Source organism: Ruegeria sp. YTSA064, assembly GCF_059610325.1.
This window is the reverse complement of record NZ_JBXWNK010000001.1, coordinates 128,837-143,439: the sequence shown is the minus strand read 5'-3', so window position 1 is coordinate 143,439 and position 14,603 is coordinate 128,837. Positions and strand designations below refer to the sequence as shown.

Here is a 14,603-nt window from a genome sequence, read left to right as displayed (position 1 = left end):
ACCGCATCACACTCAGTGATCCTGAGCTGCGCCCGCACCACGGGGAATGCGAATGCTTTCGACCATATCTTTGATCTCCTGCGGAGTCTCTTTGGTAGCGCCCGCGACAAAGTAGGCGACCGCAAAGTTGATCATCGCACCGATGGCGCCGAACGAGGTCGACTTGATCGGACCCAGAAGTGGGTCAGCATCGGTGAACGAGTTGGTGCCCGGAATGAACAGCCAGCCCTTATGCAGGAAGATGTAGACCAGGGTTACGGTCAGACCAGCCAGCATACCTGCGACCGCACCGGTGTTGTTGATGCGGGTCGAGAAGATCCCCATCATCAGCGCCGGGAAGATCGAGGCAGCCGCCAGACCGAAGGCCAATGCAACCGTCTGCGCCGCAAAGCCCGGAGGGTTGAGACCCAGATAGGTTGCAACAACGATGGCTACAGCCATGGCAATCCGCGCCGCTAGAAGTTCACCCTTTTCAGAGATCGACGGGTTGATTGCACCTTTGACAAGGTCGTGGGACACGGCCGACGAAATTGCCAGCAGTAGACCCGCAGCGGTAGACAGAGCAGCCGCAAGACCACCGGCTGCGACCAGACCGATTACCCAACCAGGCAGGTTGGCAATCTCGGGGTTGGCCAGAACCAGGATGTCGCGGTTGAACTTGGTTAGCTCGTTTCCGACCCAGCCTTTTTCTTCGGCAAGCGCCTGCATGTCGGCATTCTTGTCGTTGTAGTACTGAATCTTGCCGTCGCCGTTCTTGTCTTCCCAATCCAACAGACCGGTTTTCTGCCAAGTAGCCATCCAATCATAGCGCGGATCGTTGTCTATATCTTCGACCGAGACAGCGCCACCTTCGATGCCGCCATTGGGCCACATCATGTCACTGATGTTCAGACGCGCCATGGCACCAACCGCAGGGGCGGTCAGGTACAGCAGCGCGATGAAGACCAGCGCCCAGCCAGCCGACCAACGTGCGTCAGATACCTTAGGAACGGTGAAGAAGCGCATGATGACGTGCGGCAGACCCGCTGTACCGATCATCAGCGATAGGGTGAACAGCACCATGTTCAGCGTGTTCGAGTGGTGTGCTGTGTATTCGTTGAAGCCCAGCTCGGTCACGATGGCGTCCAGCTTGGTCAGCAACGGTTCACCGCTTGCGGTGTCACCAAACAGACCCAGCGCCGGAACCGGCGTACCGGTCAGCTGCAACGAGATGAAGATGGCCGGGATAGTATAGGCGGTGATCAGCACGCAGTACTGAGCGACCTGAGTGTAGGTCACGCCCTTCATCCCGCCAAACACCGCGTAGGCAAACACAACAGCGGCACCGATTAGCAGACCCGAGGTGTTGGACACTTCGAGGAAGCGGCCGAAGGCCACGCCCACGCCAGTCATCTGACCAATCACATAGGTCACCGAGGCAACGATCAGGCAAATCACGGCAACGATGCGAGCTGTCTGGCTGTAGAAGCGGTCGCCGATGAATTCCGACACGGTGTATTTGCCGAACTTACGCAGATAAGGCGCAAGCAGCAGAGCCAGCAGCACGTAGCCACCGGTCCAACCCATCAGAAAGGTTGAGTTGTCATAGCCGGTAAAAGCAATCAGACCCGCCATCGAGATGAACGAGGCCGCAGACATCCAGTCTGCCGCTGTCGCCATACCGTTGGTGACCGGGTGAATGCCGCGACCGGCGGCATAGAATTCCGATGTGGAACCCGCACGGGCCCAGATCGCGATGCCGATGTAAAGCGCAAAGGACGCGCCCACAAACAGCAGGTTGATGGTAAACTGATCCATGGCTCTTACTCCTCGTCCACGCCGTGTTCAGCGTCGAGCTTGTTCATGCGCCAGGCGTAGTTGAAGATCAGCACCAGAAAGACCAGGATCGATCCTTGCTGAGCGAACCAAAAGCCCAGATCTGTACCGCCAACGGCGATGCCAGACAGCAGCGGACGCAGCAGAATGCCGAATCCAAACGACACCAGCGCCCAAATCGCGAGGCTGATGTAGATGAGGCGCAGGTTGGCCTGCCAATAGCCCTTGTCGGCTTCGGCAGTCTGCGCGGAGTTTGTTGAATGATCCGCCATCGCGGGTTCCTCCTTCGCTTCCCTCATTGGCGGCCCATTGCCCAACTCCTCCAGTGCGGTGGGCCGCTTCTCGGTTGTGCCAAACGCCCCGTGACGTCAGGCATAACTTCTCTGGTCCGCCAAGGCGGGTCCATCGAAGTATTCTGATTTAGGATCAAAGCCCTAGGGCTTGTCTCCTCCCCTTAATTCATGACTTCGCTAACAATCCCTTGAAGGTCTTGCGCGATGTCGTCGATCTGACCCATGGCATCGATGCCTTTCAGCACGCCATGGGCCTGATAGTAGTCAATCAGCGGCGCGGTCTGCGCGTGATAGGCCGCCAGCCGCGAGGCTACAGTCTCGGCATTGTCATCAGCACGGCGCTTGAACTCGGTGTGGCCGCACTTATCGCATTTGCCATCTTCGATAGGCTGCTTGTACGTGTCGTGATAGCCTTCGCCACATCCGGCACAGGTGTAACGGCCTGAAATCCGGGTTACCATCTCGGCGTCTTCAACCTCAAGGCTGATGGCCGCGTTGATCTTCTGATCTGAAGACGCAAGCAATCCATCCAGCGCTTCGGCCTGAACCGTAGTGCGCGGGAACCCATCAAGAATGACGCCCTTGGAGCAGTCCGGTTCCGCCATGCGGTCGCGCAGGATAGCGATGACGATCCCGTCGCTGACAAGATCACCGGCCTCCATTACCGCTTTGGCCGCATTACCGGCATCAGTGCCTGCGGCAACCGCGTCGCGCAGCAGATCACCGGTGCTGAGTTGTACAAGCCCGAACTTCTCTTCCAACATACGGGCCTGCGTGCCCTTCCCGGCGCCCGGAGGGCCGAGAAGGATCAGAACGGCGGGGGATATGGTCGTGGCAGCGTCCATCACATCCTCACTTGTTCGCGCGGTTTACGATCAGGTCTTCGACCACCGAAGGATCGGCCAGTGTGGAAGTATCCCCAAGCGAGCCAAAGTCGTTCTCGGCAATCTTGCGCAGGATGCGGCGCATGATCTTGCCCGAGCGTGTCTTGGGCAGGCCAGGAGCCCACTGGATCACATCCGGGCTGGCGATCGGGCCGATCTCGGTCCGGACCCAAGTGCGCAACTCCTTCAGTAGATCATCCGAAGGCTCGCGATCATTCATCAACGTGACATAGCAATAGATGCCTTGTCCTTTGATTTCATGTGGATATCCGACAACGGCGGCCTCGGCCACGGCGGCATGTGCCACCAGCGCACTTTCCACTTCGGCAGTACCCATCCGGTGACCCGAGACGTTGATCACATCATCGACGCGGCCGGTGATCCAGTAATCGCCATCCTCATCCCGACGGCAGCCGTCGCCTGTGAAGTAGTAGCCTTTGTAATCCGAGAAATAGGTCTTTTCGAACCGCTCATGATCGCCCCAAACGGTGCGCATCTGACCGGGCCAGCTGTCCTTGATGCACAGAACGCCTTCGACACCATTGCCTTCGATCTCAACACCGGACTGAGGGTCCAGAACCACGGGCTGAATGCCGAAGAAGGGTTTCATTGCCGAGCCGGGCTTCATCGCGTGAGCACCTGGCAGGGGGGTCATCAAGTGACCGCCAGTTTCGGTCTGCCACCAGGTGTCAACGATCGGGCAACGTCCACCGCCGACCACTTCGTTGTACCAGTTCCAGGCCTCCGGATTGATCGGCTCGCCGACCGTGCCCAACGTGCGCAGGTCGCTCAGGTCGCACTTCTCGACCCACTCGTTGCCTTGCCCCATCAGAGCGCGCAACGCAGTTGGGGCGGTATAGAACTGGTTCACCTTGTGCTTTTCGCAAACTTGCCAGAAGCGTGAAGCATCCGGGTAGGTGGGTACACCTTCGAACATCAGTGTGGTCGCACCGTTGGCCAATGGGCCATAGACGATATAGCTGTGGCCAGTGACCCAGCCCACATCCGCAGTGCACCAGTAAATGTCGCCTTCGTGATAATCGAACGTGATCTCATGCGTCATGGCCGCATAGACCAAATAGCCACCGGTCGTATGAACAACGCCCTTGGGCTGACCTGTCGAACCGGAGGTATAGAGGATGAACAGCGGGTCTTCCGCGTTCATCTCAGCGGGTGCACAATAGTCGTCCGCCTCAAGCGCCATTTCGTTGTAATCGTAGTCACGACCGTCAATCCACGTGGTTTGCCCGCCAGTGCGTTTAACAACCAAGCATTTCACTGTGTCCTTACAGTGCAGCAATGCAGCGTCTGCGTTCGACTTCAGCGGGGTCTTGCGGCCACCACGGGGTGCCTCGTCGGCAGTGATGACGACTTTGGCGTCGCAGCCGTTGATACGTGCCGCCAACGCATCGGGTGAAAATCCGGCAAATACAATCGAATGAATCGCTCCGATCCGTGCACAAGCCAGCATCGCGTAAGCAGCTTCGGGGATCATTGGCAGATAGATGACAACGCGGTCGCCTTTGCGTACACCCATCGACTCAAGGATGTTGGCCATCCGGCACGTGCGGCGATGCAGTTCGGCATAGGAAATATGCTGAGCCGTGTCATTTGGATCATCTGGCTCCCAGATAATGGCTGTCTGATCGCCACGCGTCTTCAAATGACGGTCCAAGCAGTTGGCCGAGACGTTCAGCGTACCGTCCGCATACCAATTTATGCCAACCGAACCAAATTCATAGCTGACGTCTTTGACCTGAGTGTAGGGCTTGATCCAGTCAACGCGCTTGCCTTGCTCATCCCAAAACGCCTCAGGGTTGTTGATCGACGCGGCATACATATCTGCGTATTTGTCGGCGTCGACATGCGCACGGGCGATGGTTTCTGCGGATGGCGGATATGTCTTGGCATCTGCCTGGGCAGCGGTGGTCATTTTTGAGGCTCCTCCCTCTGGACTGGATTGCATGGGACCGATATTGCCAGCCGATCAGACAATGTCGATCCATTTCCTCCCCGAGTTGAATAATACGGAGATCAGAAAAGAAATAAATAAATTGCGATAATCCTTGAACTTCTTTGTAAATAAGTTTCAGAATAATCGCGTTATTTGTAAATAAATATGAAATTACTGGTAATTGTATAATAATAACAATAATGTATCTGTAACATACAAAATGCTCACCGGATCAGTTCTGGAATATTAGTGTATCGCCCCATTTTGTTGAGCTGAATTGATTGCGGTAACACCGCTTATCCAAGCAGGGGTTGGCAGATTCCAGACTAGGCGCTAGCTTCTCTTTCAAGCGCCTCGATAGGGCGCGCATCTATGGGAGAGATCACAATGAATAAGATACTGAGTGGTGCGGCCTTTGCCGCCCTGAGCGTGGCGTTTGTCACCGAGGCAGCCGCGACCGAATGGAATGCCTCGGTCTGGGGTAAACGTCGTGCTTTTACCGAACATGTTGAAAAACTGGCTGAACTGGTGAACGAGAAAACTGGCGGCGATTTCACCATCAATGTCAGCTATGGTGGCCTGTCGAAGCCCAAGGAAAATCTGGACGGGATCGAGATTGGTGCGTTTGAGATGGCGCAGTTCTGCGCGGGCTACCACCGCGACAAGAACCGCGCGATCACTGTTCTGGAACTGCCCTTCCTGGGTGTGAACACACTGGATGAAGAAGTGGCTGTCAGCCACGCGGTTTATGATCACCCGGCGGTCAAAGATGAGATGGCGCAATGGAACGCGCGTATCATCATGACCTCGCCGATGCCTCAATATAACCTTGTTGGCACCGGTGACCCTCGTGATGAACTTGCCGAATTCGACGGGATGCGTGTTCGTGCCACCGGTGGTTTGGGGCAAGCATTTGAAGCGGTTGGTGGAGTACCTACGTCCGTGCCAGCAACCGAAGCCTACAATGCGATGGAATCGGGCGTGGTCGATACAGTGGCCTTCGCTCAGCACGCGCATCTGTCGTTTGGAACCATCAACGAAGCCGACTGGTGGACGGCGAACCTCAATCCGGGAACCGTGAATTGCCCAGTTGTGGTAAATATAGACGCCTATGAAGCCCTGCCAGTGGAACACCGTGAGGCGCTTGATAGCTCGATTGATGAGGCGATCGCACATTATCTGGCCAACTACGGTGGACTGCTTGAAAAGTGGGACGGCGTTCTGGAAGAAAAGGGCGTTGAAAAGGTCGAGATTGACGACGCCGTGCTTGAAGAGTTTCGCGCCAAGGCCGCTGATCCGATCCGGGCGAAATGGATCGAGGATATGACTGCTCAGGGTCTACCAGCGCAGGACCTGTACGATCTGGTGCAGGCAACACTGCAACAGCAACGCGGCGGTAACTAATCGCCCTTCGCCGGGTGTCATTGGGCACCCGGCCTTTGCTACAATCAAAGGATTGCTGAGATGGCAGGACATGCCACGGTGCTTGAGGATGGCAGTCTTCTAAGTCGGCTGGATCACCGATTGTTGCGACTGGAGCGCTTTATGGCGTTGATCAGTGGATTTGCGGTCTTCGGACTGATGGTGCTGGCTGTTGTGTCAGTCAGCGGCCGAAACGCCTTGAATGCGCCGTTGCCCGGCTATATTGACTGGATAGAACAGGCGATGCCCCTGATCGCGTTTCTGGGCATTTCGTTTGTGCAACGCGATGGCGGGCACATCCGTATGGATATCGCGATCTCGCGCCTGAAAGGGCGGGCGCTGTGGTTGTTTGAACTGATCTCGGTTCTGTTGATCCTGCTGCTGATGCTGGCACTGGTTTGGGGCAGTTGGTCCCATTTCGACCGCTCCTTTGATTTTGGCGCCCCGATGTGGAGCCGCGACAGCTCAATCGATATCGGGATACCTATTTGGCCAGCCAAGCTGTTGGCACCCGTTGCTTTTTCGGTTCTTTGTGCCCGGCTGATCTTGCAGGTCTGGGGCTATGGACGCGCCTTCTTGCTAGGGCTCGATTCCCCGGTGGCCGTACCGCTGATACAGGATGCCGCTGCGCAGGCTGCAGCCGAGGCCGAACAATTCGAAGGACGTAACTGACCCATGGATACGATTGATATCGGCCTTTGGGTCACTGCCGGTCTGCTGATCCTGGTCGTCACGGGCATGCGGGTGGCATTCGCCGCTGGTTTGGCAGGCTTGATTGGCCTTATTTGGATATTCTGGGCCAAGTTTGGGTATGATCCTGGGCGATTTGGCAAAGCGCTGACGGTCGCAGTCAAAACAGCCGGGCAGGTGCCGCACTCTAAGGTGGCATCGCATACACTCAGCCTGATCCCAACATTCATACTGATTGGCTATCTTGCTTATTACGCTGGCCTGACCCGCGCCTTGTTTGAGGCGGCAAAACGCTGGGTGGCTTGGGTGCCTGGCGGTTTGGCCGTTTCAACAATCTTTGCGACCGCCGGTTTTGCAGCGGTCTCAGGTGCCTCGGTCGCCACATCAGCTGTCTTTGCGCGCATCGCCATCCCCGAGATGCTGTCCGTAGGGTATAACAAACGTTTCGCCGCCGGGGTGGTCGCCGCTGGTGGGACCTTGGCTTCTCTTATTCCGCCGTCTGCGATCCTTGTGATCTACGCCATAATTGTCGAGCAGGACGTGGGAAAACTGTTGCTTGCGGGTTTTATTCCCGGTGCGTTCTCGGCGGTGATTTATGGGTTGTTGATCGTTGGCATCGCCGTGATTTTCAAATCCGTCGGGCCGCCTGTGACAGGATTTACCTGGAAACAACGATTTGCGGCGCTTCCGGGCGCATTGCCCATCGTGGCGGTGATCCTCATCATAATCTGCTTTGTTTACAACCCTTTCGGCGACAAGGCCTGGGGCACCCCGACCGAGGGCGGAGCCATCGGTGCCTTCATCGTGTTCTGCTTTGCCCTGATCCACGGGATGCGCTGGCCAGAGTTCAAGTCGGCCTTGCTTGAAACCGCCAAACTGACCGCCATGATCTTTGCGATCATCTGGGGCGTTCTGATTTATGTCCGCTTTCTAGGGTTCGCTGATCTGCCCGGAGCGTTTTCCGACTGGATCACCTCGCTCGAGATGTCGCCGATGCTGATCCTGATCTGCATCTTGCTGGCCTATGCTGTGCTGGGCATGTTCATGGATGCGATCGGCATGCTGCTTTTGACACTGCCTGTCGTGTATCCCGCCGTTATGGCCCTGAATGGGGGAGAGGCCGTCAGCGCCGCAGACAGCGCTTTTGGCATGTCCGGGCCGATGTGTGCGATCTGGTTTGGTATCCTGGTGGTGAAAATGGCCGAGTTCTGCCTGATCACACCACCCATCGGCCTGAATTGTTTTGTCGTTGCCGGGGTGCGGCCTGATCTCAGCGTTCAGGATGTGTTCAAGGGTGTGACACCTTTCTTCATTGCAGATGCTCTGACCATCGCGCTGCTAGTGGCTTTTCCGGGGATCGTTCTATACTTGCCATCGCTGGCCGGATAAGAAAAAGCCCCGGCCAAAGGCCGGGGCACAGTTATTGATGTGCGGGTTCTTTATCCTGCCCGCATCAACATCCCAAACAGGTCCCTTGGGTCGTCAGGGTCTGCTAGCATATCCAATGCTTCATAGAAATCAGTGCCTTCAATTGCACTTTTAATGTATCGTAGTGCTGAAAAATCTTCGATTGCGAAACCTACACTGTCAAACAACGTGATCTGTCGATCGTCGGTGCGGCCTTTGGCCTGTCCGGTCATCACTTCCCACATCTCGGTGACCGGGTAATCATCCTCCAGAGCCTGTATTTCACCTTCGATCCGCGTTTGCTCGGGGTATTCTACAAAGATTTTTGAGCGCAGAAGGATATCGCGGTGCAGTTCGGTTTTGCCGGGGCAATCGCCGCCAATCGCGTTGATGTGGACGCCGGGGCCGACCATATTGTCTGTCAGGATGGTGGCGTATTTCTTGTCTGCGGTGCAGGTCGTTATGATCTGAGCGCCTTCGATCGCGTCCTCTGGCGTCTTGCAGGGCGCAACCGTCAGCCCCTTGCCCTTGAGGTTGGCCGCGCATTTCGCAGTCGCGTTCGCATCGGTGTCATAAAGCCGGACAGTATCGATCCCGCACATGGCCTTGAATGCGAGGCACTGGAACTCGGATTGCGCTCCGTTTCCGATCATGGCCATCGTCGTCGCGGATTTGGGCGCGAGGTATTTGCCAACCAGCGCCGAGGTTGCCGCCGTCCGCAGTGCGGTCAGCATAGTCATTTCGGTCAATAATGTCGGGTAGCCGGTATAAACATCAGCCAGCAGGCCAAACGCTGTAACGGTTTGCAGGCCCTCAGACGTGTTCTTGGGGTGACCGTTTACGTATTTGAACCCGTAAGCCTCACCATCCGAGGTTGGCATCAGTTCAATTACGCCGTGCGGTGAGTGAGCCGGGATGCGGGGCGTTTTATCAAAACTCTCCCAGCGTTTGAAATCAGCTTCGATCTGCGCAGCAATCTGTTTGATCATCTGTTCGACCCCGACGTGGTGAACCAGACGCATCATGTTGTCGACGGATACAAACGGCACGAGGGCCTTATCAGAGGGTTGCATCAAAGACTCCTATCGGCGGGAAAGATGGATACCAGCGATCATACAACGTACGGATCCACCGGCTGTTTCAATTGTGGGAACCGAGAGCGGCAGCGGAGTTGCGCTGGCTTCGATAACCGCGACTTGAGCGGGCGTAAGAGCCATTAGCGCACGGCTGGACAGCGCCAAAACAAGACCATCGTTGCCGCTAAGCTCAATCGCGTTTCCTGCAAAATCTGCGATCTGTTCATGAGACAGATCGATGACAGTACGACCAGACTCCTCGAGCCGTGCCCGAACTGTTGCCCGACGTTCTGGGTCGGAAATCATGTCCAAACAGATCAGCGCGTAGTGCGTCCCGATCCCCAACAGAACATTGGTGTGATAGACATCGCGTCCTTCGGCATCCTTTGCATCGAACGCGATCGGCTCATAGTTGAAATGCGTACAGAAGCGCTCCAACAACACCGGATCGGCGCGGTTGGACCGAACGGTGTAAGCAATACGCCCAACGTGATCCAGAACCATTGCGCCCGTTCCCTCAAGCGCGAGGTCGTCGTGTTCGAGGCCGGAATAGTCGATGACGTCTTGCACTCGATATTCACGCTTCAGCAACTCGATCACATCTGCGCGTCTCTCGCGCCGGCGCGATGGTACGAACATCGGATATACGGCGACATGACCGCCGGGATGAGTCGAAAACCAGTTGTTTGGGAACACGCTGTCGGGTGTATCGCGCTCACCTTCATCGTCAAACACATGAACGGTCACACCAGCAGCGTGAAGCTGTTCTACTGCTTTGTCATGCTCATCCCGCGCAGCCGCTGAAGTCGCTGCGGCAGATCGATTTGCCAGCGTTTGAAACGCATTGTCGTCTCGGGTTTCTGGATTCGACGCGAATGCATGGGGGCGCACCATCACTACAGCCGAAGGAGATTGAAGAGATATCATCAGAAACTCCGGGTCGGGCGATCGAAGATGCGACGACCCATAAGCGAGGCCGCAAGATCGACCATCAGTTTTGCGGTCCGGCCGCGCTCATCAAGGAACGGATTCAACTCGACGAGGTCCAGCGAACAAACGAGGCCGCTTTCGTGCAGGAATTCCATGACCAGATGCGCCTCACGCTCGGTCGCGCCTCCGGGGACTGTGGTGCCGACGGCTGGTGCGATCGAGGGGTCAAGGAAATCCACATCCAACGAGACATGCAGGATGCCGTTGGCCTCGCGTACTTTGTCGAGAAAGGCCAGAAGTGGGGTCTTGATGCCGTGTTCATCGATGCTGCGCATATCGGCCAGCATCGCGTCATCCTTTTCCAGCGCCGCGCGTTCGGCTGGATCAACCGAGCGCAATCCTATCATCCCAACGCGATTGGTTGGGATTGGAGTGGTTACAGGAGGAAAGGGCTCAAACCCCGGTTGACCGGTGAAATAGGCGACGGGTGTTCCATGTAAATTGCCGCTATCTGTACTGCTCGGTGTATGAAAATCACTGTGTGCATCCAACCAAAGAACAAAGAGCGGGCGCCCGATCTCATCCGCATGTGCCGCCATCCCTGTCACCGTACCCATCGAAAGCGCGTGATCGCCGCCCATAAAGATCGGCAAACCCTGCTCTGCGACTTCATTCGCAGTCCGGCTCAACGCCTGTGTCCAGCCCACGCATTCCGGAAGCGAGAACAGATGGGCGTCTTCTGGCACATCTACCTGATCCGGGTGAGTATCGCCGATGTCGGTCACGGTATGTCCCAGGTCAGACAGCGCTTGTTCAAGCCCGGCAACACGGTAGGCGTCGGGCCCCATTCGGCAGCCCTGACGATGTTTGCCAGCATCCATCGGAATCCCGGCGAGAATGATGTTCTGTTTGCTCATAAGTCTATCTATCGATACGATATGAGTTGAGAGAAGAGGGCAAATTGATCAAACTGGATCAACAAAATTCTATTTGGTAATTAAGTATGGACGAACTGGATAATAGATTGCTGAATGCCCTGCATAGGGACGCACGCGCATCGCTGTCAGAGTTGGCCGAATTGCTTGGCGTAACCCGAACGACTGTGCGCAGCCGATTGCAGCGTCTCAAACAATCTGGCGAAATCGTGGGGTTCACTGTGGTGACCCGGCAGGGTGTGTCGGAAAGCCCCGTACGTGGATTGATGATGCTTGGAATCGAAGGTCGCGGGACCGAGCGGATCCGATCCCGGCTGGCTGCGATGCGGCAAGTTCGGGCAGTACACTCGACCAATGGCAGTTGGGATCTGATAGCCGAGATCGGCACAGATACTCTGGACGAGCTTGACGAAGTGTTGTTCCAGATCAGGCGGATGGAAGGCATCACGCGGTCCGAGACAAACCTGTTGCTTTCTACGCGCAAGGGCCGTTCGTGACAGGCTGTTCAAGCCACTTTGACGGATTCGAGAATCGTGCAAAGCTTTGAATTAACACTGATCTGAAGATCATAGGGCAGGGACGTACGGTATGACCACAAAGGCGAGCACCAATGAGACGCGCGTGGCAAATTTAGCCGAGCGCGTAACAGGGTTGTTGGAAAAGCCATTGGTCAAGATTGCGGTTCCGCTGCTGATCACCGGAATAGCACTCGCGGTTCTGCACGACCTGTCTGCACATGTGAAATGGTCAGATATCCAAAGTGATATCGCGGCAAAGCCTGGGAAGTTCATGTTCTTCGCGCTGTGTTGGACGGCGTTCAGTTTTCTGTCTCTTTCATTCTATGATGTCCTTGCCGTGCAGAGCGTGGCTGGTGGAAAGGTGCCTTTGCCCGTTGCCGGTATGGCTGGGGCGAGCGGTTACGCAGTATCGAATTGCCTTGGATTCTCTTACATCACCGGCACAGCGATCCGATATCGGATCTATGCCTCGCTCGGGCTGGATTTGGGGCGCGTTGCGGGAGTGATCGCGACCTCGTGGGTGGCGTTCTGGATGGGGCTGGTTCTGCTTCTGGGCCTGCTGCTTACCATCCATCCTGACGGTATTTCCAAGGTCCTGCCCATCAGTGAGACAATGGAAACTGTGATAGGCCTCTGCATGCTTGCGGGGCTGATTGTTCTGTTTGTTTGGCTTTCAAGCGGTGGGCGGCGATTGGCGTATGGCGGCTTTGGGTTCAACCTGCCGGGTGGTAAGCTGGCAAGCTTGCTGACAGTCGCCGCAGTTGGCGATCTGTTCGGCGCGTCCATGGCGCTTTGGGTATTGATGCCTGACGATTTGGGTGTTGGCTATCCATATTTCTTCGCGGTCTATATCGGTGCGATCGCGGTGGGTATCCTCAGCCATGCACCGGGCGGGATAGGCGTGTTCGAAGCGACCCTGATTGCAGGCCTCGGGGCTTCGGGCCGGTCTGATGTCATTGCTGCACTTCTGCTGTACCGGCTGATCTATACTTTTTTGCCATTTGCCATTGCCAGCCTGTCGATTGCGGTCGCATCGGCATTGACTCAGCGCCAACGCATCGGGGGCGCGATGACTTGGGTTTATCGCGCAATCCGCCCCATTGTCCCGATGGTGGCCGCGGGTGTTGCGGCAGTGGCCGGGGTGATCTTGCTGGTCTCGGGTGCCTTACCCTCCAGTTCCCAAAACCTTGGCGTACTGCGTGCGGTGCTGCCCTTGTCGTTTGTCGAGGCCTCACACCTCGCAGGCAGCGCAGTGGGCGTTTTGCTGCTGTTGGTATCGCGTGGACTATTCCGCAAACTCTATCGCGCATGGGTGGTGGCCATGTTGTTGATGGCGGCTGGTTTCTTTGCCTCGCTCGCCAAGGGGCTGGATACACACGAAGCCCTGTCCTTGCTGTTTACGATTGGCCTTCTGGCGATGTTCCGGGGGGCTTTCTACCGGGTTAGTGGTGCGTCGATCTTTCGGCTGAATATCCCATGGCTGGTCAGTGTAGTCGCATTGCTGGCGGTAATTTTCTGGATCGGGTTGTTCGCTTATTCCCATGTTGAATACGAGAACGCCTTGTGGTGGGATTTTGCCTGGAGCGGCGATGCCTCACGTTTCTTACGCTCGAGCCTTGTTGTCGCTGTGATCCTTGGCATTGTGGCGGTGAACTCTCTGTTTGGGAGAGAAATTCCGGCTCCGGTCCGTACTGAAATTCCCGAAGTCGTTGAACGGCTTGTGATGGAATGTGAAGACACCGAGTCGCAGATTTCGCTGACGGGCGACAAACAATTCCTGATTTCACCCGACGAAACCGCATTCCTCGCTTATGCCGATACTGGCAACGCGCTTATCACCAAGGGTGAGCCGGTGGGAGATGAAAAGGCAGGGCAACAACTGATCTGGCAATTGCGAGAAATGGCCGACCGGGAGGGTAAGCTTTGTGCCTTTTACAGTGTCTCGACCACGTATCTGCCGACGTTCCTGGACCTCGGTCTGTCGATTCTCAAGATCGGAGAAGTGGCCCGCGTGCCGCTGCAGGATTTCTCTCTGGATGGAAAATCGCGCAAACGGTTTCGTCAGGCCAAGAACCGGGCCGAGCGTGAAGGGTACAAGTTCGAAATCATCCCCAAGGAACAGCTTGCACCGGTGCTACCCGAACTTCGGAAGATCTCGGACCACTGGTTGGCGCAGAAGGCAGGTGAAGAAAAGGGCTTTGCCTTGGGTGGGTTCGACGATGACTATTTGTCTTATTTTGACCACGCCGTTCTGCGGGATGAGACAGGCAAGATCATGGCTTTCGCCAACCTGTTTCAAGGCGGAAACAAATCCGAATTGTCTCTGGACCTGATGCGTTACGAACCCGACAGCCCCAGCTTTGTCATGGACGCACTGTTCGCCGAGATGATGGTTTGGGGGTCCGAGCAGGGTTTCCACCGGTTCTCGCTGGGCGCTGCACCATTTTCAGGGATTGAGAACCGGCAGTTGGCCTCGCTTTGGAATCGGATCGGTGGGTTCGTTTATGAACATGGTGAGCAGTTCTACCACTTCGAAGGCCTGCGCGCCTTCAAGCAGAAATTCGATCCGGAATGGAGCCCCAACTATCTGGCCAGCCCTGGCGGATTGGCGGCACCGCGTATCCTCTACGAAGTTAACATCCTGATCTCGGGTGGCCTGCGCGGTTTGACGAAATAGGG

12 protein-coding genes are annotated in these 14,603 nt (G+C 56.2%); 5 read left to right on the top strand and 7 right to left on the bottom strand.

What is annotated here, in order from left to right:
- Positions 1-12 precede the first annotated feature (12 nt).
- The 4 genes from AC2FI7_RS00670 to acs form a co-directional block, all read right to left on the bottom strand.
- The gene (locus AC2FI7_RS00670; RefSeq protein ID WP_010439509.1) at positions 13-1,797 is read right to left on the bottom strand and encodes a sodium:solute symporter family protein; all 1,785 of its coding nucleotides are present in this window, start codon (positions 1,795-1,797) and stop codon (positions 13-15) included.
- 5 nt (positions 1,798-1,802) lie between these two features.
- Entirely contained in the window at positions 1,803-2,087 is a 285-nt protein-coding gene (locus AC2FI7_RS00665) for a DUF4212 domain-containing protein (protein ID WP_010439512.1), read from the bottom strand.
- Between the two features lie 182 nt (positions 2,088-2,269).
- A complete protein-coding gene (locus AC2FI7_RS00660; RefSeq protein ID WP_010439514.1) occupies positions 2,270-2,953 on the bottom strand; it encodes an adenylate kinase in 684 nt (227 codons plus the stop codon).
- Positions 2,954-2,960: 7 nt separating this feature from the next.
- Positions 2,961-4,925, bottom strand: a complete 1,965-nt coding sequence (acs, locus tag AC2FI7_RS00655) for an acetate--CoA ligase (protein ID WP_496815513.1) — start codon at positions 4,923-4,925, stop codon at positions 2,961-2,963.
- A gap of 408 nt (positions 4,926-5,333) precedes the next feature.
- Between acs and AC2FI7_RS00650 the strand changes: the two genes are divergently transcribed.
- The 3 genes from AC2FI7_RS00650 to AC2FI7_RS00640 are packed head-to-tail and all read left to right on the top strand — an operon-like array spanning position 5,334 to position 8,447.
- Positions 5,334-6,350 (top strand): C4-dicarboxylate TRAP transporter substrate-binding protein, encoded by a 1,017-nt coding sequence (locus AC2FI7_RS00650; protein ID WP_496815511.1) that lies wholly within the window; start codon positions 5,334-5,336, stop codon positions 6,348-6,350.
- Positions 6,351-6,410: 60 nt separating this feature from the next.
- Positions 6,411-7,040, top strand: a complete 630-nt coding sequence (locus tag AC2FI7_RS00645) for a TRAP transporter small permease subunit (RefSeq protein WP_496815509.1) — start codon at positions 6,411-6,413, stop codon at positions 7,038-7,040.
- A gap of 3 nt (positions 7,041-7,043) precedes the next feature.
- Positions 7,044-8,447, top strand: a complete 1,404-nt coding sequence (locus tag AC2FI7_RS00640) for a TRAP transporter large permease (protein ID WP_010439523.1) — start codon at positions 7,044-7,046, stop codon at positions 8,445-8,447.
- A gap of 50 nt (positions 8,448-8,497) precedes the next feature.
- Here the strand turns inward: AC2FI7_RS00640 and ocd are convergent, their stop codons facing one another.
- From ocd to rocF, 3 genes are read right to left on the bottom strand one after another with little or no spacing between them, the layout of a single operon-like run.
- Positions 8,498-9,541, bottom strand: a complete 1,044-nt coding sequence (ocd, locus tag AC2FI7_RS00635) for an ornithine cyclodeaminase (RefSeq protein ID WP_029621767.1) — start codon at positions 9,539-9,541, stop codon at positions 8,498-8,500.
- Positions 9,542-9,547: 6 nt separating this feature from the next.
- A complete protein-coding gene (ctlX, locus tag AC2FI7_RS00630; protein ID WP_010439525.1) occupies positions 9,548-10,468 on the bottom strand; it encodes a citrulline utilization hydrolase CtlX in 921 nt (306 codons plus the stop codon).
- Positions 10,468-11,388, bottom strand: coding sequence for an arginase (gene rocF / locus AC2FI7_RS00625; protein ID WP_010439528.1), 921 nt, complete (start codon positions 11,386-11,388; stop codon positions 10,468-10,470). The genes ctlX and rocF overlap by 1 nt, the downstream gene beginning before the upstream one ends.
- Before the next feature lie 86 nt (positions 11,389-11,474).
- Here rocF and AC2FI7_RS00620 point away from each other — a divergent pair, with 86 nt between their 5' ends.
- Positions 11,475-11,903: an Lrp/AsnC family transcriptional regulator gene (locus AC2FI7_RS00620; protein ID WP_010439529.1), complete on the top strand. Its 429-nt coding sequence runs from the start codon at positions 11,475-11,477 to the stop codon at positions 11,901-11,903.
- A gap of 91 nt (positions 11,904-11,994) precedes the next feature.
- A complete protein-coding gene (gene mprF / locus AC2FI7_RS00615) occupies positions 11,995-14,601 on the top strand; it encodes a bifunctional lysylphosphatidylglycerol flippase/synthetase MprF (RefSeq protein WP_010439532.1) in 2,607 nt (868 codons plus the stop codon).
- The last annotated feature ends 2 nt before the right edge of the window (positions 14,602-14,603 follow it).

Bases quoted from the DNA above. Each gene is read 5' to 3' on its own strand.
- AC2FI7_RS00670 (WP_010439509.1), bottom strand. From the start codon at position 1,797: ATGGATCAGTTTACCATCAACCTGCTGTTTGTGGGCGCGTCCTTTGCG.
- AC2FI7_RS00665 (WP_010439512.1), bottom strand. From the start codon at position 2,087: ATGGCGGATCATTCAACAAACTCCGCGCAGACTGCCGAAGCCGACAAG.
- AC2FI7_RS00660 (WP_010439514.1), bottom strand. From the start codon at position 2,953: ATGGACGCTGCCACGACCATATCCCCCGCCGTTCTGATCCTTCTCGGC.
- acs (WP_496815513.1), bottom strand. From the start codon at position 4,925: ATGACCACCGCTGCCCAGGCAGATGCCAAGACATATCCGCCATCCGCA.
- AC2FI7_RS00650 (WP_496815511.1), top strand. From the start codon at position 5,334: ATGAATAAGATACTGAGTGGTGCGGCCTTTGCCGCCCTGAGCGTGGCG.
- AC2FI7_RS00645 (WP_496815509.1), top strand. From the start codon at position 6,411: ATGGCAGGACATGCCACGGTGCTTGAGGATGGCAGTCTTCTAAGTCGG.
- AC2FI7_RS00640 (WP_010439523.1), top strand. From the start codon at position 7,044: ATGGATACGATTGATATCGGCCTTTGGGTCACTGCCGGTCTGCTGATC.
- ctlX (WP_010439525.1), bottom strand. From the start codon at position 10,468: ATGATATCTCTTCAATCTCCTTCGGCTGTAGTGATGGTGCGCCCCCAT.
- rocF (WP_010439528.1), bottom strand. From the start codon at position 11,388: ATGAGCAAACAGAACATCATTCTCGCCGGGATTCCGATGGATGCTGGC.
- AC2FI7_RS00620 (WP_010439529.1), top strand. From the start codon at position 11,475: ATGGACGAACTGGATAATAGATTGCTGAATGCCCTGCATAGGGACGCA.
- mprF (WP_010439532.1), top strand. From the start codon at position 11,995: ATGACCACAAAGGCGAGCACCAATGAGACGCGCGTGGCAAATTTAGCC.